16 protein-coding genes are annotated in these 21,502 nt (G+C 60.9%); 4 read left to right on the forward strand and 12 right to left on the reverse strand.

Features of this window, described 5'->3' with window-relative positions; all coding sequences use genetic code 11:
* Positions 1-136: 136 nt before the first annotated feature.
* From ABDX87_RS22895 to puuE, 6 genes are all read right to left on the reverse strand, one after another.
* Complete coding sequence (locus ABDX87_RS22895) at positions 137-1,492, reverse strand: nucleobase:cation symporter-2 family protein (RefSeq protein WP_346829914.1); 1,356 nt, start codon at positions 1,490-1,492, stop codon at positions 137-139.
* Positions 1,493-1,724: 232 nt separating this feature from the next.
* A complete protein-coding gene (locus ABDX87_RS22900; protein WP_346829915.1) occupies positions 1,725-3,032 on the reverse strand; it encodes a urate hydroxylase PuuD in 1,308 nt (435 codons plus the stop codon).
* A 48-nt stretch (positions 3,033-3,080) separates the two neighbouring features.
* The gene (locus ABDX87_RS22905) at positions 3,081-3,584 is read right to left on the reverse strand and encodes an ureidoglycolate lyase (protein ID WP_346833598.1); all 504 of its coding nucleotides are present in this window, start codon (positions 3,582-3,584) and stop codon (positions 3,081-3,083) included.
* A gap of 209 nt (positions 3,585-3,793) precedes the next feature.
* A complete protein-coding gene (gene alc, locus ABDX87_RS22910; RefSeq protein ID WP_346829916.1) occupies positions 3,794-4,789 on the reverse strand; it encodes an allantoicase in 996 nt (331 codons plus the stop codon).
* 41 nt (positions 4,790-4,830) lie between these two features.
* Entirely contained in the window at positions 4,831-5,346 is a 516-nt protein-coding gene (gene uraD, locus ABDX87_RS22915) for a 2-oxo-4-hydroxy-4-carboxy-5-ureidoimidazoline decarboxylase (protein ID WP_346829917.1), read from the reverse strand.
* Positions 5,343-6,269, reverse strand: a complete 927-nt coding sequence (puuE, locus tag ABDX87_RS22920; protein ID WP_346829918.1) for an allantoinase PuuE — start codon at positions 6,267-6,269, stop codon at positions 5,343-5,345. Before puuE ends, uraD begins: the two co-directional genes overlap by 4 nt.
* Before the next feature lie 382 nt (positions 6,270-6,651).
* Here puuE and uraH point away from each other — a divergent pair, with 382 nt between their 5' ends.
* Positions 6,652-7,005: a hydroxyisourate hydrolase gene (uraH, locus tag ABDX87_RS22925; RefSeq protein ID WP_346829919.1), complete on the forward strand. Its 354-nt coding sequence runs from the start codon at positions 6,652-6,654 to the stop codon at positions 7,003-7,005.
* A 258-nt stretch (positions 7,006-7,263) separates the two neighbouring features.
* Here the strand turns inward: uraH and ABDX87_RS22930 are convergent, their stop codons facing one another.
* Both ABDX87_RS22930 and ABDX87_RS22935 read right to left on the reverse strand, forming a co-directional pair.
* A complete protein-coding gene (locus ABDX87_RS22930) occupies positions 7,264-7,890 on the reverse strand; it encodes a LysE family translocator (protein WP_346829920.1) in 627 nt (208 codons plus the stop codon).
* Between the two features lie 170 nt (positions 7,891-8,060).
* Positions 8,061-9,407: an NCS2 family permease gene (locus ABDX87_RS22935; protein WP_346833599.1), complete on the reverse strand. Its 1,347-nt coding sequence runs from the start codon at positions 9,405-9,407 to the stop codon at positions 8,061-8,063.
* 374 nt (positions 9,408-9,781) lie between these two features.
* On the opposite strand from ABDX87_RS22935, the gene ABDX87_RS22940 reads away from it, so the two are divergent.
* Positions 9,782-10,546, forward strand: coding sequence for a GntR family transcriptional regulator (locus ABDX87_RS22940; protein WP_346829921.1), 765 nt, complete (start codon positions 9,782-9,784; stop codon positions 10,544-10,546).
* A gap of 245 nt (positions 10,547-10,791) precedes the next feature.
* On the opposite strand, the gene guaD is transcribed toward ABDX87_RS22940, so the two are convergent.
* From guaD to xdhA, 4 genes are all read right to left on the reverse strand, one after another.
* Positions 10,792-12,096, reverse strand: coding sequence for a guanine deaminase (gene guaD / locus ABDX87_RS22945; protein ID WP_346829922.1), 1,305 nt, complete (start codon positions 12,094-12,096; stop codon positions 10,792-10,794).
* A 24-nt stretch (positions 12,097-12,120) separates the two neighbouring features.
* Complete coding sequence (xdhC, locus tag ABDX87_RS22950) at positions 12,121-12,972, reverse strand: xanthine dehydrogenase accessory protein XdhC (RefSeq protein ID WP_346829923.1); 852 nt, start codon at positions 12,970-12,972, stop codon at positions 12,121-12,123.
* Between the two features lie 177 nt (positions 12,973-13,149).
* Positions 13,150-15,558 (reverse strand): xanthine dehydrogenase molybdopterin binding subunit, encoded by a 2,409-nt coding sequence (gene xdhB, locus ABDX87_RS22955; RefSeq protein ID WP_346829924.1) that lies wholly within the window; start codon positions 15,556-15,558, stop codon positions 13,150-13,152.
* Complete coding sequence (xdhA, locus tag ABDX87_RS22960; protein ID WP_346829925.1) at positions 15,551-17,020, reverse strand: xanthine dehydrogenase small subunit; 1,470 nt, start codon at positions 17,018-17,020, stop codon at positions 15,551-15,553. The genes xdhB and xdhA overlap by 8 nt, the downstream gene beginning before the upstream one ends.
* Positions 17,021-17,330: 310 nt before the next feature.
* On the opposite strand from xdhA, the gene ABDX87_RS22965 reads away from it, so the two are divergent.
* Positions 17,331-17,990 (forward strand): GntR family transcriptional regulator, encoded by a 660-nt coding sequence (locus ABDX87_RS22965; RefSeq protein ID WP_346829926.1) that lies wholly within the window; start codon positions 17,331-17,333, stop codon positions 17,988-17,990.
* 3 nt (positions 17,991-17,993) lie between these two features.
* Entirely contained in the window at positions 17,994-21,482 is a 3,489-nt protein-coding gene (gene smc / locus ABDX87_RS22970) for a chromosome segregation protein SMC (protein WP_346829927.1), read from the forward strand.
* Positions 21,483-21,502: the final 20 nt, after the last annotated feature.

Consider the following 21,502-nt stretch of genomic DNA (forward strand, 5'->3'; position numbering starts at 1 on the left):
ATCTGTCTGACCAGTCAGGATAAAGTCAGCGGTCGTTCCGGGGCTGATTTCGAGCGGCGGCGGAGGATACTGACTCGTGCAGCCGTCCTCAAGTGCTCTGCGACAGAGCACCCGAGTCGAAAACAGGGCAGTGGGACTAGTGAGAGTGTGCCGGTCCCGCCATGGCCGCGCGTTCGGCACCGCCCAACACGTTGAACAGCAGGTTCAACAGCACCGCGCTCAAGGTCGCCATTGCGATGCCGCTGTGGGTGATCGGGCCCATCCAGTGCGGAAGGTGGCTGAAGAATTCCGGCCGTACGACCGGGATCAGGCCCATGCCGATGCTCACCGCGACCAGCAACTGATTGCGTCGATCGGAGATGTCGGCTTCCTGAAGGATCTTGATGCCGGTCGCCGCCACCATGCCGAACATCGCGATGGCCGCGCCGCCCAGGACCGCAGGCGGAATCGACGCCACCAGATACGCGGCTTTGGGCAGCAGGCTGAGGAGGATCAGAAACCCGCCGGCGACGATGGTCACCGAACGGCAACGCACGCCGGTCATCTGCACCAGGCCGATGTTCTGGGCGAAGGAGGAGTGGGTGAAGGTGTTGAGGAAGCCGGCGAGGAACGAAGCCGCCGCATCGCACAGCAAGCCGCGACGCAGCATGCCGGGGGTGACTTCACGATCGGTGATTTTGCCCAGCGCCAGAAACATTCCGGTGGACTCGACGAAAATGATCACCACCACCAGGCACATCGAGAGGATGGGTGCGAGGCTGAACTGCGGCATGCCAAAGTGCAGCGGTGTGACCACTTTGACCCAGTCGGCCTGGGCCAGACCGCTGAGGTCGACCATGCCGATGAAGCCAGAAAGGATGTAGCCCAGGCCCATGCCGATCAACACCGAAATGTTGACCCAGAAACCGCGCATGAAGCGGTTGATCAGCAGGATGGTCAGCAGCACCAGCGCCGCGACCGCGAGGTACAGCGGGTCGCCGAAAGTGACCGCCTTGTTGCCGCCGCCCGCCCAGTTCACCGCCACGGGAAACAACGACAGGCCGATCGAGGTGATGACGGTGCCGGTGACCAGCGGAGGAAAGAAACGGACGATTTTGGACATGAACGGCGCGATCAGCATGCCGAAGAACCCGGCCGCGATGGTTGCGCCGAAGATGCCCGGCAAGCCCACACCCGGCATCCCCGCCATGGCGACCATGCTGCCGACGGCGGCAAAGCTGGCGCCCATCATGATCGGCATGCGAATGCCCAAGGGGCCGATGCCCAGCGACTGCACCACGGTGGCGATGCCGGCGACGAGCAAGTCAGCGTTGATCAAAAAAGCGATTTCTTCACGGGAGAGGCCAGCGGCCTGACCGATGATCAGCGGCACCGCAACGGCACCCCCGTACATCAACAGGACGTGTTGCAGGCCCACCAGAATCAGTTGCATCAGTGGCAGGGGCTGTCGTGGTGGCGCAGCAGGGATGCGCGCGTGAGTTGACTCGGACATGCAACACCTCAATTGTTCTTATTTTTTGAGTACGCCCGTTGCGGCTGGGCGGTGGAGCTTTGGTAGAGCACATTCTCTGTAGGAGCGAGGCTTGTCCCGCGATCGGCGACGAAGTCTCGTAAGTCAGCGATGCGGTTTTTCCAGATACTCCGCGTTCACCGAATTCACGACTGCTTCGCAGCCGATCGCGGGACAAGCCACGCTCCTACATTGGGCGCGTGGCCAGGCTGCCTTAATTCGTCTGCGCCCCCTTATCAATCCACTGCCCCAGCAGGTCACGTTCCTGTTGAGTCATCTGGGTGATGTTGCCCAGCGGCATGATCTGCGCGGTCACGGCCTGGGCCTGGATGCGCGGTGCCAGTTGCTGGATCTGTTGCGGGGTATCGAACATGATCCCGGCCGGTGCGCTGCTGAACAGCGGGCTGGTCGGTTTGGCCGAATGGCAGACCGCGCAGCGCTCCTGAATCACGCTGTGCACCTTGCCGAAATCCACACCGCCGTCGTTGCTGGCCTGTGCAGGCGCTGCGGCCGGAGCGGCAGGGGCAGGGGCCACTTCGGGTTTCGGCTCATCGGCACGGTGACCGCCAATCGCCGTGGCAGGCAGCGGCTGGTATTCGATTTTGGCGACTTCCGGACCACGGGGCATTTGCGCAGGACCGGTCACGTAGGCCAGGCAGATCATGCCCAGTGCGCCGACCGGCAAGGCCCAGGCAAACTTGTGGCTGTTGTGACGGGTGTTGAAGTAGTGACGCACCAGCACCGCACACACCGCGATCGCCGCCAGGATCAGCCAGTTGTACTGACTGCCGTAGGTGCTCGGGAAGTGGTTGCTGATCATGATGAACAGCACCGGCAAGGTGAAGTAGTTGTTATGACGCGAACGCAGCAGGCCTTTGGCAGGCAGCGTCGGGTCCGGCGTGCGGTTCTCGGCAATCGCCGCGACCAGTGCGCGCTGTGCCGGCATGATGATGCGGAACACGTTGCCGACCATGATGGTGCCGATGATCGCGCCGGTGTGCAGGTACGCACCCCGACCGCTGAACACCTGGCTGAAGCCGTAGCAGGCGCCGATGACCAGCACGAACAGCACCAGACCCAGCAGGCCGGGGCGCTTGCCCAGTGGCGAGTCGCAGAGCAGGTCGTAGATGAACCAGCTGGCGATCAACGCACCGACACCGATGGCGATGCCTTCGCCGCCGCTCAGCGTGCTGCCGGGTGCCAGCAGGTAAAGGGTAGGGTTGGAGTAGAACACGATGCACAGCAGCACGATGCCCGACATCCAGGTCCAGTAGGCTTCCCATTTGAACCAGTGCAGGTTGTCCGGCATGGTCGGTGGGGCCAGCTTGTATTTTTCCAGGTGGTAGATGCCGCCACCGTGGATCGCCCACAGATCACCCGATAGCCCGTCGCGCGGGTTGGCGCGGTTGAGGTTGTTCTCCAGCCAGACGAAGTAGAAGGACGCGCCGATCCAGGCGATCCCGACGATCATGTGAATCCAGCGCACGCCCAGATTCAGCCATTCCATCAGATGTGCAGCCACAGTCTTTACCGTTAGTCTTCTGCCACTTAGCGAGCAGTCAGACCCTCATTATTTTTGGGGATCGAGAATCATCTTCTGATTCTCTTCGAAGAAATGCTCATCGCAGTTATTGCCACTGCCACTGCGATCAACCACCAGGAAGTCATCCCGCTTTTCGATCGTCAGCACCGGGTGGTGCCAGACGCCGCGATGGTAATTAACACCCTGCCTGCCATTGGTGATGAAGGCGCGGGTCAACTCTGGTTCAGGTACATCGCCAAATGGCGCGACCACGACCAGAAAAGGGTTGCCGAGCAGCGGAATGAAAGCCTGGCTGCCCAGCGGATGGCGCTCCAGCATGCTGACGGTCAGCGGCATGTCCAGCGCGTCGGCGCGGAAAATGCTGATGATCGCCTGGTCGTCCGGCGTGGCCGTTTCCACGGTAGCCAGACGATGAAAGCGCATGGTCGAGCCGTTGTTGATCATGAAATGATCGCTGCCATCGGTTTCGATGACATCACCGAAAGGGGCGAAGGCTTCTTTGGTCAACGGCTCGATAGTCAGTGTGCGCATGCGGGTTCTTCTTTCTCGAAATTCGTAAATGAAAACACAGCAATTTTTGTCTTTACGCGATCTTCTGTAGGAGCGCGGCTTGTCCCGCGATCGGCGACGCAGTCGTCGTAAATCCGAGAAATGCGGTCGGTCTGATACACCGAATTTGCCGGTATCACTGCCGCTTCGCGACAGATCGCGGGACAAGCCACGCTCCTACAGACTCAGCATTACTTCGCGACCTTGCCCAACACACGCAACCGGCTCACACCGCCGTCCGGGAAGACGTTCAGGCGGATGTGGGTGATCGGGCCCAGGCTTTTGATCTGCTCGACGAAGGTGTGCTCGGCGTGCATTTCCAGTTTCTGACTTGGCAGCAGTTCGCGCCAGAACAGGCTCTGGGTTTCGATCTGGCTGTCGGTGCCACCTTTGACGTACGCACCCTGAATCGAGCAGCTGTCCGGGTAGTTGCCTTTGAAGTGCAGGGTGTCGACGACGATCTGCTCGACTTCACCGGCATGACCCAGGGCCACGATGACCCAGTCATTGCCCGGCGTGCGACGACGTGCGGTTTCCCAGCCGTCGCCCATGTTCACGCCACGGCCCGGGTTGAGGATGTTGCTCATGCGACCGAAGTGCTCGTCGGAGCAGGCCAGTGCGCGACCGCCATTGAGCGCCGCGGCCAGGTCGACCTGTTCGTTGTCGCCCACCGACGACCAGTCGCGGTGCGGCACGCCGTACACGCGCAGACGCGCCACGCCGCCGTCCGGGTAGATGTTGAAACGCAGGTGGCTGTAGGCCTTGGTGTCGCTGATTTCGTGGTAGTGGTGGCTGTCGCCTTTCAGCTCCACGGCGGGCAGCACTTCTGTCCATTCGGTGCTTTCGTCTGGCTCGCCCGAGGCCAGGAAGCAGGCTTCCAGGGAGGCCGATGGCGGGTAGTTGCCGGTGAAGTACGAGGTGTCGATGTCCACGCCCTTGATCGAGCCGGCCACGCCCAGGCGGATCACAGCGCTGTCATAACCTTCGAAACGCTTGCGGCGCGATTCCCAGCCGTCCATCCACTTGCCGTTGTCGTCGAACACACCTTCTTTCCACACCGCCGGGGTTGGCTGGAAGAGGCGGTTGGCATCGGCGAACCAGTCGTCGGTCACGGAAATGATTTTGGTGCCCAGACGGGCGTCGGCCAGGTTGACGAATTTTTCGAAGGGTACGGCGTAAGCTTTCATTATTGTCTGCCTCTGGTAATGGGCGTGGGGATGGTCAGGGCTCAAAGGGTCTGCAAACGGAACATCGCGATCTTGTTGATCTCTGCCAGCGCGCAGGCGAACTCGACGTCGGCCGAATTGTGAATGCGCGTTTCAAACGCCGCGAGGATCTGATGCCGGTTGCTGCCTTTTACCGCCATGATGAAGGGGAACGCGAACTTGGCCTTGTAGGCGTCGTTCAGCTCGGTGAAGCGTGCGAACTCTTCAGCCGTGCATTGGTGGATACCGGCGCCCGCCTGTTCGTTCGTGCTGGCTTCGGTCAGTTGGCCTTGCACGGCGGCTTTGCCGGCAAGATCCGGGTGAGCATTGATCAGCGCCAGTTGCGTGGCGTGATCGGCGCTCAACAGGATGTCGCTCATACGCGCATGCAGAACCTCGATGTCATCGATGTCGCTGTCGTGCCCCAGGTCATAGGCTTTCTCGGCGACCCAAGGGGAATGCTCGTAGATATCGGCGAAGGCTTTGACGAAGTCTTCGCGGCTCAGGGAAGAAGGTGTCAGGGTCTGGAAACGGCTCATTTTGCGTCTCCCTTGAAGGGATGGACGTCGTGCCAGTGGCGAGCGATTTCGACGCGACGGGCGAACCATACCTGCTCGTGGCCTTTGACGTACTCAAGGAAACGCTGCAGCGAAGCGAGGCGGGCAGGGCGGCCGATCAGGCGGCAGTGCAGGCCGATCGAGAGCATCTTCGGCGCTTCGGCACCTTCGGCGTAGAGCACGTCGAACGCGTCCTTCAGGTAATCGAAGAAGTCATCGCCCTTGTTGAACCCCTGCACCTGGGTGAAACGCATGTCGTTGGTGTCCAGCGTGTAGGGAATCACCAGGTGAGGCTTGCCAGTCGGGTTGTTGGGTTCCCAGTAGGGCAGGTCATCGTCGTAGGTGTCGCAGTCGTACAGAAAACCGCCTTCTTCCATCACCAGCCGACGGGTGTTAGGGCCGGTGCGACCGGTGTACCAGCCCAGCGGGCGTTCGCCGGTGAGCTCGGTGAGGATGCGGATCGCTTCGAGCATGTGCTCGCGTTCCTGCGCCTCGTCCATGTTTTGATAATCGATCCAGCGGTAACCGTGGCTGCAGATCTCGTGTCCGGCTTCGACCATCGCCCGGATGACGTCCGGGTGGCGCTGCGCGGCCATGGCCACGGCGAAGATCGTCAGCGGGATGTCGAATTGCTTGAACAGCTTGAGGATGCGCCACACACCGGCGCGGCTGCCGTATTCGTAGAGCGATTCCATGCTCATGTTGCGCTGGCCTTGCAGCGGTTGCGCCGCGACCATTTCGGACAGGAACGCTTCGGATTCCTTGTCGCCGTGCAGAATGTTGCGCTCGCCGCCTTCCTCGTAGTTGAGTACGAACGACAGCGCGATCCGGGCATTGCCTGGCCAGTGTGGGTGGGGCGGGTTACTGCCGTAACCGATCAGGTCGCGTGGATAGTCGGCGCTCACTGCAATCTTCCTTATCTACGTGTTGTCTGTGGCAGGGCCTTGTGCGAATCACCAGGCCGCCGCTGCGATGGGTAGATTGTATACAACTTTATTTCGGATTTGTAAGCCTGTTTTTTTGCTTTTTCTGTGCCGTACGTCACTGCAAGAAACTTGCCTGAGTGGTCAGGATCTCTAGAAAAACCCTAATACTTTCCGCGATGCTCGTGAATTCAAGGTTGCCGATTGCTTGACGGTGACGACGACGGAAAAACTGATTTTTATTGTGTACAATTTTTTTGAAAAGTGTCTTAATCGGTCATCGCTCGTATCCCACGGTTGCCATGACGGCGCCAAAAGGGTGCGATTCATCGACCTCCAACCATCAATGAGGCACTGACAAGCCATGGGACGACTGACTACACACGTGCTGGACGCCGCACACGGCTGCCCCGGCAGCGGAATCCGGATTGCCCTCTATCGGGTCGAAGGTGAGCGCCTCGAGAAAATCGCCGAAGCGCTGACCAACAGCGACGGCCGTTGTGACGCCCCTTTGTTACAGGGCGATGATTACCGTTCCGGTGTGTACCAGCTGCAATTCAGCGCCGGCGATTACTACCGCGCCAAAGGCGTGAAGCTGGGCGATCAGGCGTTTCTCGATGAAGTGGTGCTGCGCTTCGGCATTGACGCCCATCAGGACCACTACCACGTCCCATTGCTCATATCGCCTTACAGCTACTCGACCTATCGCGGCAGCTAGCAACCCCGTTTAACCCGCTTCACTGCTTTGCCCCTGTTCCTCTTGCCCGCCCCACACTGCGGGCTTTTTTTCGTCCGGTAAAAACGCTGCCGACGCTTCATGACTGTAGGAGCGTGGCTTGTCCCGCGATCGGCGGGGAACCCGTCGCAAAACCGGTAAACACAGTCTCGCGGATACTCCGCATCTGACGAGTCACGCCTGCTGCGCAGCCGATCGCGGGACAAGCCACGCTCCTACAAGAAGGAGGCGTGTGGGGCATCAATGACTGAGCAACGCCGCCGTTCCCGCCGTGCCGAACAACCCCGCGCTGATGCGGTTGAACCAGCTCTGGCCCTTGCCGGTGCGCAAGTAACGCGCTGCGCTCTGGGCGCTCAGGCCATAGAACAGCTTGCAGCCGAGGTCGAGCAGGGTCCAGGTGATGATCATCGTGATCAGTTGGCCGAGGAAGGGTTGGTCGGCCTTGAGGAATTGCGGCAGGAAGGCGGCGAAAAACAGAATGTCTTTCGGGTTGCTGCCGCCGAGCACAAAGGCGCGCCAGAACAGCGAGCCGAAACCCGGATGGCTGAGCGCACCAGGCACGTCGGCCCCTGTTGCGGGCTGGCGTGATTGTTTCCAGCTCTGCCAGGCCAGATAGAACAGATACAGTCCGCCGACGATCTTCAGCGCGCTGAACACCTGTTCGGACGCCATCAGCAACGCGCCAAGCCCCAGGGCCGAGGCGCTGAGCAGGCAGATCGAGGCGCACACGCCACCGAGAAACGCCGGGTACGAACGCAGCAGGCCATAGTTGAGGCTGTTGCCGATCATCAGCAGGGACAGCGGTCCCGGGATCAGAATCACCACCAGCGCAGCGCCGCTGAACAGCAGCCAGGTTTCCAGGGTCATGCGGGTTTCTCCTTCAATGTTCTAAAGCAAAAAACATATCCCACTGTGGGAGCGAGCTTGCTCGCGAAGAGGCCAGTACAGCCGCAATATTTTCAGCGGCAGAACTTCAGTCTTCGCGAGCAAGCTCGCTCCCACGGGGGATATGTGTGTGAGCGCGGATGCGGTGACGTTTACAAAAACACAAACTTGGCAATGAAGATCGCGCACAGCGCCCAAAGGCTCACCGAAATCTCTTTGTGCCGACCGGTGCAGGCTTTCAGCACCACATAGGTGATGAACCCGAGCGCAATGCCGTCAGCGACCGAGAATGTCAGCGGCATCATGATCGCAGTCACGATGGCCGGAATTGCGTCGGTCGCTTCGTCCCATTCGATGTGCGCCATGCCGCCCATCATCAGCATGGCCACGTAAATCAAGGCCCCTGCGGTCGCATAAGCGGGAATCATGCCAGCCAGCGGGGCGAAGAACATGGCTGCGACGAAAAGGACGCCGACCGTAACGGCGGTCAGACCAGTCCGACCCCCGGCCGCCACGCCTGACGCGCTTTCCACGTAGCTGGTGACGGGCGGAACACCGACCATCGCGCCGAACACGCTGGAGGCGCTGTCGGCCTTCAAGGCGCGGGACAGGTTCTCGATCCGGCCGTCTTCACGCACCAAACCGGCGCGCTGGGCCACGCCCATCAATGTGCCTGCGGTGTCGAACATGTGGACGAAGAGAAACGCCAGTACCACGCTGATCATGCTGACGTTGAACACGCCTGCGACGTCCATCGCCATCCAGGTGGGTGCGAGGCTCGGCGGGGTCGAGAAGATGCCGTTGTAATGCACCAGGCCCAGACCCCAACCCGCCAGCGTCACGGTGATGATGCTGATCAGGATCGCGCCGAACACGCGGTGATAGCTGAGCACGGCAATCATCAAGAAGCAGATGGCCGCCAGCAACGGGCCAGGCTCACGCAGCGAACCCAGCTTGATCAGCGTCGCAGGGCTGTCGACCACGATGCCCGCGGTCTTCAAGCCAATCAGCCCGAGGAACAGTCCGACACCGGCGCCCATGGCAAAGCGCAGGCTCACCGGGATGCTGTTGAGCAGCCATTCACGAATGCGCGACAGGGTCAGGACCATGAAGATCAGCCCCGAGATGAACACCGCGCCCAGCGCCGTTTGCCAGCTGTAGCCCATGGTCCCGACCACGGTGTAGGTAAAGAACGCGTTCAGGCCCATGCCTGGCGCCAGGCCAACGGGCCAGTTGGCGTAGAGGCCCATCAGCAGACAACCCAGCGCTGCGGCAATACAGGTTGCCACGAAGGCAGCACCATGATCGATACCGGCGTCGGCCATGATGTTCGGGTTGACGAAGATGATGTAAGCCATGGTGATAAAGGTCGTCAGCCCCGCCAGCAGCTCGGTTTTGACCGTCGTGCCATGCAGGCTCAACTTGAAGATGCGTTCAAGCAGACCGGTGCGAGGCGGCGTGCTGTTGAGACACGTGTCTTCAAGTTGAGTGGCATCCAGCGGCGCGGCTTCGGTTTTGCGACTTTCCACAGTGAATTCCTCGGAACGTTTTTGTTGTTTTTTTCAGAGCCGGTAACTGCTCCGTGAGGCGAATTGACCTGTCAGTGTGATTTGTTGACTGAAAGGTCAGAAACGTGCACGAGCGAATTATGCTTTTGTATACAAAAATTGCAAATAATGTTTTTGATTTTGTCGTGAGTATTTTCGGGATTGTGTGCATAACGGCAGGGCGAGCAGGGACGTGTTCAGACTTTGCACTCTGTGTACAATGCGCCATTACTTTTACTGTGACTTTTGAGCGATATCTGCTATTGATTTGCTCATTACCGATCACGGTCACGGCCCTGCGCCGGATTCAGTTCTTACGAGTGCCCATGAACGATCAGCTGCAACCCCTCAAGAAACAACCGCGCGCCGCCAAGGCTGGCCGCAGCGGCACCCAGGACGACATCGTCTACGCGCACATTTTCGAGGCCATCCTCGAACAGCGGCTGGCGCCCGGCACCAAGCTGAGCGAAGAGGCCCTGGGCGAGATCTTCGGGGTCAGCCGCACCATCATTCGTCGCGCCTTGTCCCGTCTGGCCCATGAAGGCGTGGTGTTGCTGCGTCCGAACCGTGGCGCGGTGGTTGCCAGCCCAAGCGTTGAAGAAGCGCGTCAGGTGTTCTTCGCTCGCCGCATGGTCGAGAAGGCGATCACTGAGCTCGCCGTCGAACATGCGACGGCCGAGCAGCTCACTGAACTGCGCAAGATGGTCAGCGACGAGCGCGACAGTTTTTCCAGAGGGGACCGCGGGGCGGGGATTCGTCTGTCCGGCGAGTTCCACCTGAAACTGGCAGAGGCGGCGAAGAATGCGCCACTGATCAGCTTTCAGCGCAGCCTGGTGTCACAGACCTCGCTGATCATCGCCCAGTACGAAAGCGGTAACCGCTCGCACTGTTCCTACGATGAGCACACCCAGTTGATCGACGCCATCGAAGCCCGCGACGCGGCGCTGGCGGTGAACCTGATGATGCACCACATGGATCACATCGACAGCAAGCTCAACCTCGACGAAGAAAGCGCCTCGGACGACCTGCACGCGGTGTTCTCGCACCTGATGCTGCCGAAGAAGAAAGCGGGGCGCAGTACAGCGGTTTGATGGAGTTTCGCTCGGTCGACGGTCTTGATTCTGGCCGGAGGCCGTAGGAGCGCGGCTTGTCCCGCGATCTGCCGGGCACCGGCAGTAGAGTCGGCTTACGCGGTGCCTCAGGAATATTACATTGGCAGGTTTTGCTGGCGCTTCGCACCAGATCGCGGGACAAGCCGCGCTCCTACGGCCTCCGGCCAGAAGCAGTCAAGTGCCGTCCAGCGTGCGGCGGATCTCCAGGACGCCCCACGGATGCCTCAGCGCTGATGCACTCGAACCCCCGCCGAATACGTCTCGCTGACCGTCCTGTCATCGCCCAGCGTCATCAGCACGAACAGCTTCTCCTCGATACTGGTCGCCTGTTTCATCCGATAGGACAGCAGCGGCGTGGCGTTGAAGTCCAGCACCACGAAGTCGGCTTCGGTGCCTTCATGCAGGTTGCCGATCTTGTCTTCCAGACGCAGCGCCCGTGCGCCACCCAGCGTCGCCAGGTACAGCGACTTGAACGGGCTCAGCTTGGCGCCTTGCAGCTGCATCACCTTGTACGCCTCGTTCAGCGTCTGCAGGATAGAGAAGCTGGTGCCGCCGCCGACGTCGGTGCCCAGGCCGACATTGACCTTGTGCCGTTCGGCCATCGGCAGGTTGAACAGCCCGCTGCCGAGGAAGAAGTTGGACGTGGGGCAGAAGGCGATGGCCGAGCCGGTTTCCGCCAGGCGCTCGCATTCCTGATCACACAGATGCACCCCGTGCGCGAACACCGAGCGCTCGCCCAGTAGCTTGAAGTGGTCGTAGACGTCCAGGTAATTCTTGCGCTCCGGGAACAGCGCGTTGACCCACTCGACTTCCTTCAGGTTTTCACTGATGTGGGTCTGCATGTACAGGTCCGGGTACTCGGTCAGCAGTTGACCCGCGAGGGTGAGTTGCTCGGGTGTACTGGTTGGCGCAAAGCGCGGCGTGACGGCGTAGTGCAAGCGACCCTTGCCGTGCCAGCGCTCGATCAGCGCCTTGCTGTCGACGTAGCTGGACTCCGCGGTGTCCACCAGATAATCCGGGGCATTGCGGTCCATCATCACCTTGCCGGCGATCATGCGCAGGTTGAGCTTCTCGGCCGCCGTGAAGAAGGCGTCCACCGACTCCTTGTGACGGCTGCCGAACACCAGTGCGGTGGTGGTGCCGTTGCGCAGCAGTTCCTTGATGAAAATGTCAGACACTTCAGCAGCGTGGGCAGGATCGGCAAACTGCCGCTCCACCGGGAAGACGTAAGTGTTGAGCCAGTCCAGCAACTGTTCGCCGTACGAGCCGACCATGCCGGTCTGCGGCAAATGGATGTGCGTGTCGATGAAACCGGCGGTGATCAGCGCGTCCGTGTAGGTCACGACTTCGACGTCGCTGGCGAGGCTGCCGAGCAGGTCTCGGGTGTGGCCGACGGCCGTGATCTTGCCGTTCTCGACCACCATCAGGCCGTCTTCGAAATACTCGTAGGAGGCTTCGACCACCACCTCGGCAGGGTCGGCGATGCTGTGGACGATGGCGGCGCGGTAGGCTTTCTTTTCAATAGTCATGTTCGGGATTCGTTCTTCTTTGATTCATTGAGCCTGACTGCGGCGCGAGACCGGCAGCAGCTTGGCAACAGGTTCGGCGCTCGAGCGTTGCTCACCGCTCTCCATACCGAAGCAGGCGTTATAGGTCGCGATCACTTCGGCAGCGACCGAGACGGCAATCTCGATGGGCAGCTTGCCTTTCACCTCGGCCAGGCCCATGGGGCAGCGCATGCGCTGGACCAGGGCCGGGTCGAAGCCGCGATCACGCAGGCGGTGTTCGAATTTGGCGCGCTTGGTCTTCGAGCCGATCAGGCCGAACCAGGTGAAGTCGCCGCGCTTGAGAATCGCTGCGGTGAGCTCCAGGTCCAATTGATGGTTGTGGGTCATGACGATGCAGTAACTGCCAGCGGGCAGGTTATCCACTTCATCGACGACCTCCTCGTTGACGATTTTGGTCACACCTTCAGGCAGGTGCGCGGGGAACTCGGCATCGCGCGAGTCGATCCAGCGCACGCGGCACGGCAGGCTGGCGAGCAGCGGTACCAGCGCGCGGCCGACATGGCCTGCGCCGAAGACGGCGATCTGTGCCTGCGGCTGGCCCATCGGTTCAAACAGCAAGACGTTCACGCCTCCGCAGCACTGCCCCAGGCTGGCGCCCAGGCTGAAGCGCTCCAGCCGCGTTTGCTGGCTGCCGCTGTCGAGCATTTCGCGTGCAATCGCCATCGCCTTGTATTCCAGATGGCCGCCGCCAATGGTGTCGAAGATCCGCTCGGCGCTGACCACCATCTTCGAGCCCGCATTGCGCGGCGTCGAGCCACGCTCCTCGATGATGGTCACCAGCACGCAGGCTTCACCCCGGGTTTGCAACTCGGCAAGGGCGCTGATCCAGTTGTTCATGTGCTTCTCCTGATCGCATCAGACGATCAATCTTCTTTGTCCTTCCCGGCCCATTCGTGAGCAAGCTCACTCCCACAGGGACCGCATTTCATCCGAGGAAAAAGCGGTGGGTCGTCATACAACGTTTTCCTGTGGGAGCGAGCTTGCTCGCGAAGGCGTCAGCTCAAACGCCACTGATCAAACCGGTGAAACCGTTAGCTCATGGGCCACGCCTTCCGCTTCCGGCGCTGCGGCCTTCAACTTTCGCATCTGCTCACACCCCCACAACACCCGCTCTGGCGTCGCCGGGGCGTCGATCTTCGGCTGATGCCTGTAATCGCCCAGGCTTGCCACCGCATCCTTGATCGCACACCACGCCGCGATCCCCAGCATGAACGGCGGTTCGCCCACGGCCTTGGAGTGGAACACCGTGTCTTCGGGGTTCTTGCGGTTTTCCACCAGTTTCACGCGCAAGTCTGCCGGCATGTCGGCCACCGCCGGGATCTTGTAGCCGGCCGGGCCGTTGGTCATCAGCTTGCCTTTGGCGTTCCACACCAGTTCTTCGGTGGTCAGCCAGCCCATGCCTTGAATGTAGCCGCCTTCGACCTGACCGATGTCGATCGCGGGGTTCAGCGAGGCGCCAACGTCGTGCAGGATGTCGGTGCGCAACATTTTGTATTCGCCGGTCAGCGTGTCGACGATCACCTCGGTGCACGCCGCACCAAAGGCGAAGTAGTAGAAGGGCCGGCCGCGTGCCTGGCTGCGGTCGTAGTAGATCTTCGGCGTTTTGTAATAGCCGGTGCTCGACAGCGACACCTGACCCATCCATGCCTGCTGCGCCAGGGTGTCGAAGCTGATCACCTGCTCGCCGACGCGCACGTGGCCGTTGCGGAACTCAACCTGCGACGTTTCGCACTGATAGTGCTTTGCCGCGAACTCGATCAGCCGTTGTTTGATGGTTTCAGCCGCATTCTGTGCTGCCTTGCCGTTCAGGTCCGCGCCGCTGGACGCTGCGGTGGGCGAGGTGTTCGGCACCTTGTCGGTGTTGGTCGCGGTGATCTGCACGCGGTCGATGCTGACCTGAAACACCTCTGCCACGACTTGCGCGACCTTGGTGTTCAGGCCCTGGCCCATCTCGGTGCCGCCATGGTTCAGATGGATGCTGCCGTCGGTGTAGATGTGGATCAGCGCACCCGCCTGATTGAGGAAGCTGGCGGTAAATGAAATGCCGAATTTCACCGGGGTCAGCGCCAGGCCTTTCTTCAGGATCGGGCTGTTGGCGTTGTAGGCCGTGATCGCCTTGCGACGCTCGGCGTACTGACTGCTTTCTTCCAGTTCGGCGGTCATCTCTTCGAGCATGTTGTGCTCGACGGTCTGATAGTAGTGCGTGACGTTGCGCTCGGTCTTGCCGTAGTAGTTGGCCTTGCGCACGGCCAGCGGATCCTTGCCCAGATGCCGCGCAATCGCGTCCATCACTTCTTCGATGGCGACCATGCCCTGCGGGCCGCCGAAGCCGCGGTAAGCCGTGTTGGACGCGGTATTGGTCTTGCAGCGATGACCATTGATGGTGGCGTCGCCCAGGTAGTACGAGTTGTCGGCGTGGAACATCGCCCGGTCGACAATCGAGGCCGAGAGGTCAGGGGAGCAGCCACAGTTGCCCGCCAGTTCCAGCTGAATGCCGTGCAGACGGCCGTCGTTGTCGAAGCCCACGTCGTATTCGACGTAGAAGGGGTGGCGCTTGCCGGTCATCATCATGTCTTCGACGCGCGGCAGACGCATCTTGGTGGGCTGACCGGTGAGGCGTGCCACCACGGCGCACAGGCACGCAGGGCTCGCCGCTTGGGTCTCTTTGCCACCGAAACCGCCGCCCATGCGACGCATGTCCACCACCACCTTGTTCATCGACACGTCGAGCACTTCGGCGACGAGCTTCTGCACTTCGGTCGGGTTTTGCGTGGAGCAGTAAACGATCATGCCGCCGTCCTCGGTCGGCATCACCGAGGAGATTTGCGTCTCCAGATAGAAGTGTTCCTGACCGCCAATGTGCAGCGTGCCTTGAATGCGGTTCGGCGCAGTGTCCAGCGCCACGGCCGAATCGCCGCGCTGATGGGTGTGGCTGTCGAGCACAAAATGCTTCTTGCGGTAGGCCTCGACCACGTCAAGCACCGGCTCCAGATCCTCGTATTCGATGATCGCGGCCATCGCCGCTTTGCGCGCGGTTTCGTGGTCGCGAGCCGCCACGGCAATCACCGGTTGCCCGACGAACTCGACGGTGTCGATGGCCAGCAGCGGGTCACCTGGCAGCAACGGGCCGATGTCTTTCAGGCCGGGAATGTCTTCGTGCGTAATCGCAATGCGCACGCCGTCAAAGTCGTAGCACGGCGAGACGTCGACGCTGACGATTCGCGCGTGCGCCCGGTCGGACATTCGTGCATAGACGTGCAGCTGATTGGGAAACTCCAGCCGGTCATCGATGTAGATCGCTTCGCCCGACACGTGCTTGTCGGCGCTGTCGTGCTTGACGCTGCGGCCAACGCCGGTGGTGAGGTCCTGCTGGAACAGGGCGACCAGTTCTTCCTGGATTTTAGCGGGATGATGATTAGACATAAGCGGTCACCCGAGTCTCGATGTGTGGCGTTTGCAGCTCGATGAAGTATTTGCGCAGCAGGTTCTGCGCGCTCAGCAGGCGGTATTCCTTGGTGGCGCGGAAATCCGACAGTGGCGTGAAGTCCTTTTCCAGTGCAGCACAGGCGCGCTCGACGGTGGCCGACGTCCAGGGTTGACCGATCAACGCCTGTTCGCAGTGTGCGGCGCGTTTGGGAATCGCCGCCATCCCGCCAAATGCCGCGCGGGCGTCGACGATGGCGCCGTTCTCGACCTGCAAGCGGAACGCTGCGCACACCGCAGAAATATCATCGTCCAGTCGCTTGGATACCTTATAGGCGCGGAACGCCTGCTTGGCATTGGCTTTGGGCACGATGATCTTCTCGATGAACTCGCTTTCCTGGCGTGCGGTCACGCGGTAATCAATGAAATAATCTTCCAGCGCCAGGGTGCGCGACTTGTCGCCTTTGCGCAGGACGATCTTCGCGCCGAGTGCGATCAGCAGGGGAGGCGAGTCACCAATCGGCGAGGCGTTGCCGATATTGCCGCCCAACGTGCCCTGATTGCGGATCTGCAGCGATGCAAAACGGTGCAGCAGTTCGCCGAAATCCGGGTATTGGCTGCTCAGCGCCTCGTAGCAGTCGGTCAGCGCGGTGGCGGCGCCGATCTCGATAAGGTCGTCGAAGTGCTCGATCTTCTTCATGTCGGCGACGTTGCCGACGTAGATCATCACGGGCAATGGACGGTGGAACTGCGTGACTTCCAGCGCCAGGTCGGTGCCGCCGGCCAGCAAGCGTGCCTGAGGATACGAATCGTAGAGGTCGGCCAGGTCGGCGACGGTCAACGGCACCAGGCAGCGTTTGTCGCCGCTGTTCAGCTCGGCGGTTTCCTTCGGTTTGATGGCTTTCAGGCGGGCGATGGTCTGTGCCTGGCGACTGTCGAACTGGTCGGGCTGACGCTGGCTGCAGCTCTGTTCGGCGGCGGCCAGAATTGGGCGATAGCCGGTGCAGCGACAGAGGTTGCCGGCCAGGGCTTCATGGGCCTGAGCGTGCTTTACCTGAGCCGAGTCCGCCTCGTTGCTGTTCTTCTGCAAGGCAAACAGCGACATCACGAAGCCCGGCGTACAGAAACCGCATTGCGAACCGTGGCACTCGACCATGGCCTTTTGCACGCTGTGCAGTTCGCCCTGGTGCTTGAGGTCTTCGACGCTGATCAGCTGCTTGCCGTGCAGCGATGCCACGAAGGTCAGGCAGGAATTGAGGCTGCGGTAGCTCAGGTGATCCTGACCGTCGTTATCGGTGGTCAGCTCGCCCACCACCACGGTGCAGGCCCCGCAGTCGCCGCTTGCGCAGCCTTCCTTGGTGCCGGATTTGTGCAAATGCTCACGCAGATAGTTGAGCACCGTCATGTTGGGGTCCAGAGCATGCTCGGTTTTCAGCTCTTGGTTCAGCAAAAACTGGATCACGGGTCGCGCCTCGTCTTCTTGTAATGGATAGCGATCTTGTAAAGGTGTAACGGAATCTGTGATTGAACCTGTCGATGAATCTATCAGTTCTGACTATTGGGTCAATTAAATTCTGACCTTTAAGTCAAGAAAACGGCTTTTCCGGCGACTGGCCGATTAACGGCAACATGACCTTGCAATAAAACGGTGTGGCGACGCTCAAAGTTTTGCTTATTTCGTGCCAGTTTCCGTGCATATGGCCCTGCGCCACAGGTATCCAGTGCGATACACTGCGCCGCTTGTGTGCAGCTATTGGATTTAAAGGAAAGACATGACGTTCAAGGCACCGGACAGCCTCGCTGAGCAGATCGCTCATCACCTCGCCGAGCGGATCATTCGCGGCGAGCTCAAGCCAGGGGAGCGGATTCAGGAGCAGAAGGTCACTGCTGCACTCAACGTCAGCCGCGGCTCGGTGCGTGAAGCGCTGCTGATCCTCGAACGCCGTCACCTCATCGTGATCCTGCCGCGCCGTGGCGCGCAGGTGTCGGTGCTCACCCCGCACAACGTCACCAGCCTCTGCGCGTTGATGAGCGAGCTTTACATCCTGCTCGGCCTTGCAGTGGCGAAAAGCTGGAAGGAAGAACTCGATCTGGCGCCTTTCCTGCAGATACAACAGCGTCTGATCGCCAGTTGTGAGCGCGAGGATGTGAAAAGCTTCGTCGAGGACAGCTTCAACGTGATGCGCGCGACGTATCCGTTCGCGAATAATCCGTACCTTGAAGAGACCGTCGAGAACCTGCAACCGTCCATGAGCCGCTTCTACTATCTGGCACTGGAACAACGCCAGGCCGAGATGAGCGAATACCTGACCCTGTTCGGCCAGTTGCTCGAAGCAGTGGTTGCGCGCGATCTGGCGCGCATTCGCGCCGTGCTGACCCGTTACGCCGAGCGCAGCTGTCAGTCGATCCTGTCTGCCCTGGCGGCCAGCTGATCCATGCGCCTTAAATGCATCAGGCTGGCGGGGTTCAAGTCGTTCGTCGACCCGACGACGGTGAACTTCCCCAGCAACATGGCGGCCGTGGTCGGCCCCAATGGATGCGGTAAATCCAACATCATCGACGCGGTGCGCTGGGTCATGGGCGAAAGCTCGGCCAAGAACCTGCGTGGCGAGTCGATGACCGATGTCATTTTCAACGGCTCCACCAGCCGTAAACCGGTCAGTCAGGCCAGCATCGAGCTGGTGTTCGACAACTCGGACAGCACCCTGGTCGGCGAGTACGCCAGCTACGCGGAAATCTCCATTCGCCGCAAAGTGACCCGCGACAGCCAGAACAGCTATTACCTGAACGGCACCAAGTGCCGTCGTCGCGACATCACCGACATCTTCCTCGGCACCGGCCTCGGCCCGCGCAGCTATTCGATCATCGAGCAGGGCATGATCTCCAAGCTGATCGAAGCCAAGCCTGAGGACCTGCGTAACTTCATCGAAGAAGCGGCGGGCATTTCCAAATACAAGGAGCGCCGTCGCGACACCGAAAATCGGATCCGCCGCACCCACGAAAACCTCGCGCGCCTGACCGACCTGCGCGACGAGTTGGGCCGTCAGCTGGAGCGGCTGCAGCGTCAGGCGCAGGCCGCCGAAAAGTATCAGGAATATAAAGCCGAAGAACGCCAGCTCAAGGCGCAGCTGTCGGCGTTGCGCTGGCAGGCCCTGAACGAACAGGTCGCCCAGCGCGAATCGATCATCGGCACTCAGGAAATCGGTTTCGAATCCCTGGTGGCGGATCAGCGCAGCGCCGATGCCTTGATCGAGCGTCTGCGTGACGGCCACCACGATCTGTCCGAGCGGTTCAACCTGGTGCAGGGCCGCTTCTATTCGGTGGGCGGTGATATCGCGCGCGTCGAGCAGAGCATTCAGCACGGCCAGCAGCGCTTGCGTCAGTTGCAGGACGACCTGCGCGAGGCCGAGCGGGCGCGGCAGGAAACCGAATCGCACCTGGGCCATGACCGCACCTTGCTGGCGACCCTCGGCGAAGAACTGGAGATGCTCGAGCCGGAACAGGAAATGACCCTGGCCGCCGCTGAGGAATCCGCCGCATCACTGGAAGAGGCCGAAGCCTCAATGCACAGCTGGCAGGAGAAGTGGGACGCCTTCAACCTGACCTCTGCCGAGCCCCGGCGCCAGGCCGAGGTCCAGCAGTCGCGCATCCAGCAACTGGAAACCAGCATGGAGCGGCTGGCCGAGCGTCAGCGCCGTCTGGGCGAAGAGCGCCAGTTGCTGGCCGCCGATCCTGAAGACGCCGCCATTCTTGAACTCAGCGAAGACCTCGCTGCGCGCGAGATGGCCTTTGAAGAACTGACGGCGGAAGAAGAACAGCTGATCGAGCGCCTTGAGCAGCTGCGTCTCGAACTGCAACAGGCCACGCAAGCACAGCAACAGGCGCAAGGTGATCTGCAACGCCTGAACGGACGCATCGCCTCGCTGGAAGCGTTGCAACAGGCGGCGCTCGATCCCGGCACTGGTACAGCCGAGTGGCTGCGCGACCAACAGCTCAGCGAGCGTCCGCGTCTGGCCGAGGGCCTGCGCGTCGAAGCGGGTTGGGAGCTGGCGGTGGAAACCGTGCTGGGTGCCGATTTGCATGCCGTCTTGGTGGATGACTTCTCAGGGCTTGATCTCGCCGGTTTCAGCCAGGGCGATTTACGCCTGGTGAGTCCGACCGCAGACAAGACGCGTGTTCCCGGCAGTCTGCTGGACAAAGTGGAAACGCAGCTCGACCTGACCCATTGGCTGGGTCAGGTCGGGCCGGTCGAAACCCTGGACGATGCGCTGTCGCTGCGTGCACAACTGAGTGCCGGGCAGAGCCTTATCAGCCGTGACGGCTATTGGGTCGGTCGGGATTTTCTGCGGGTTCGCCGTGCCAGCGAAGCCGAGAGCGGCGTGTTGGCGCGTGGTCAGGAACTGCAGCGTCTGGGGCTTGAGCGCGAAGAGCGAGAAGCGACCCTCGCAGCGCTGGAAGACCAATTGCTGACGCAGCGCGAGCAGCAACGCTTGCAGGAAGGCAATCGCGAGCAGTTACGCCGTCGCCTGCAGGATGAAACCCGTCAGCAGAGCGAACTCAAGGCACAACTGTCGGCGGCCAAAGCCAAGGTCGAGCAGTTGACCTTGCGCCGTACGCGGCTGGATGAAGAGCTCACCGAACTGGGCGAGCAGCGCGCCATCGAGCAGGAAAGTCTCGGCGAGTCGCGCCTGCAATTGCAGGACGCCCTGGACAGCATGGCGCTGGACACCGAGCAGCGTGAGTTGCTGCTGGCCCAGCGCGACAGCCTGCGCGAACGGCTCGACCGGGTGCGTCAGGAAGCGCGTCAGCACAAGGACCACGCCAACCAGCTGGCCGTGCGGCTCAGCTCGCTGCGGGCACAACACGACTCCACGCGTCAGGCGCTGGAACGCCTGGAAATGCAGTCCGAACGGCTGACCGAAAAACGCGAGCAGTTGAACCTCAACCTGGAGGAGGGCGCGGCGCCACTGGAAGAGCTGCGCCTGAAGCTCGAAGAATTGCTGGAAAAGCGCATGGTGGTCGATGACGAAATGCGCACCGCGAAAAATGCGCTCGAAGACGCCGACCGTGAGCTGCGCGAAGCCGAGAAACGCCGGACTCAGGCCGAACAGCAGTCACAGCTGTTGCGTGGACAGCTGGAGCAGCAGCGTCTCGAATGGCAGTCACTGACCGTGCGCCGCAAGGCCTTGCAGGAGCAATTGCACGAAGACGGCTACGATCTGAATGGCGTCCTGGCGACGCTGACGCCCGAGGCCAGTGAGAAAGAGGCCGAGGAAGAGCTGGGGCGTATCGACGCCCGTATTCAGCGTCTGGGCGCGATCAACCTCGCGGCCATCGACGAGTACCAGCAGCAATCCGAGCGCAAGCGTTATCTGGACGCCCAGGACGCCGACCTGGTCGAAGCCCTCGATACGCTGGAAAACGTCATTCGCAAGATCGACAAAGAAACGCGTAATCGCTTCAAAGAGACCTTTGATCAGATAAACAGCGGAATTCAGGCACTTTTTCCAAAAGTTTTCGGTGGCGGCAGCGCTTACTTGGAACTGACGGGCGAAGATTTACTCGATACAGGGGTGACGATCATGGCGCGTCCCCCGGGCAAGAAAAACAGCACGATCCATTTGCTGTCCGGTGGCGAAAAAGCCCTGACCGCATTGGCGCTGGTTTTTGCCATTTTCAAACTCAACCCGGCACCGTTCTGCATGCTCGACGAAGTCGACGCGCCGCTGGACGACGCCAACGTGGGCCGCTATGCCCGACTGGTCAAGGAGATGTCGCAAACCGTGCAGTTCATCTACATCACCCACAACAAGATCGCCATGGAAATGGCCGATCAGCTGATGGGCGTCACCATGCATGAGCCTGGGTGTTCGCGCCTTGTGGCAGTTGACGTAGAGGAGGCGATGGCGCTGGTGGATGCGTAGCGGACTGCCATGCGGTCAAA

It is taken from the genome of Pseudomonas abietaniphila (assembly GCF_039697315.1).
In the GTDB taxonomy this organism is placed as follows: Bacteria; Pseudomonadota; Gammaproteobacteria; order Pseudomonadales; family Pseudomonadaceae; genus Aquipseudomonas; species Aquipseudomonas abietaniphila_B.

Coding starts and splice junctions, on each gene's coding strand:
- ABDX87_RS22930 (WP_346829920.1), bottom strand. CDS start 7,890: ATGACCCTGGAAACCTGGCTGCTGTTCAGCGGCGCTGCGCTGGTGGTG.
- ABDX87_RS22905 (WP_346833598.1), bottom strand. CDS start 3,584: ATGCGCACACTGACTATCGAGCCGTTGACCAAAGAAGCCTTCGCCCCT.
- uraH (WP_346829919.1), top strand. CDS start 6,652: ATGGGACGACTGACTACACACGTGCTGGACGCCGCACACGGCTGCCCC.
- ABDX87_RS22895 (WP_346829914.1), bottom strand. CDS start 1,492: ATGTCCGAGTCAACTCACGCGCGCATCCCTGCTGCGCCACCACGACAG.
- ABDX87_RS22965 (WP_346829926.1), top strand. CDS start 17,331: ATGACGTTCAAGGCACCGGACAGCCTCGCTGAGCAGATCGCTCATCAC.
- uraD (WP_346829917.1), bottom strand. CDS start 5,346: ATGAGCCGTTTCCAGACCCTGACACCTTCTTCCCTGAGCCGCGAAGAC.
- xdhC (WP_346829923.1), bottom strand. CDS start 12,972: ATGAACAACTGGATCAGCGCCCTTGCCGAGTTGCAAACCCGGGGTGAA.
- smc (WP_346829927.1), top strand. CDS start 17,994: ATGCGCCTTAAATGCATCAGGCTGGCGGGGTTCAAGTCGTTCGTCGAC.
- ABDX87_RS22940 (WP_346829921.1), top strand. CDS start 9,782: ATGAACGATCAGCTGCAACCCCTCAAGAAACAACCGCGCGCCGCCAAG.
- alc (WP_346829916.1), bottom strand. CDS start 4,789: ATGAAAGCTTACGCCGTACCCTTCGAAAAATTCGTCAACCTGGCCGAC.
- xdhB (WP_346829924.1), bottom strand. CDS start 15,558: ATGTCTAATCATCATCCCGCTAAAATCCAGGAAGAACTGGTCGCCCTG.
- guaD (WP_346829922.1), bottom strand. CDS start 12,096: ATGACTATTGAAAAGAAAGCCTACCGCGCCGCCATCGTCCACAGCATC.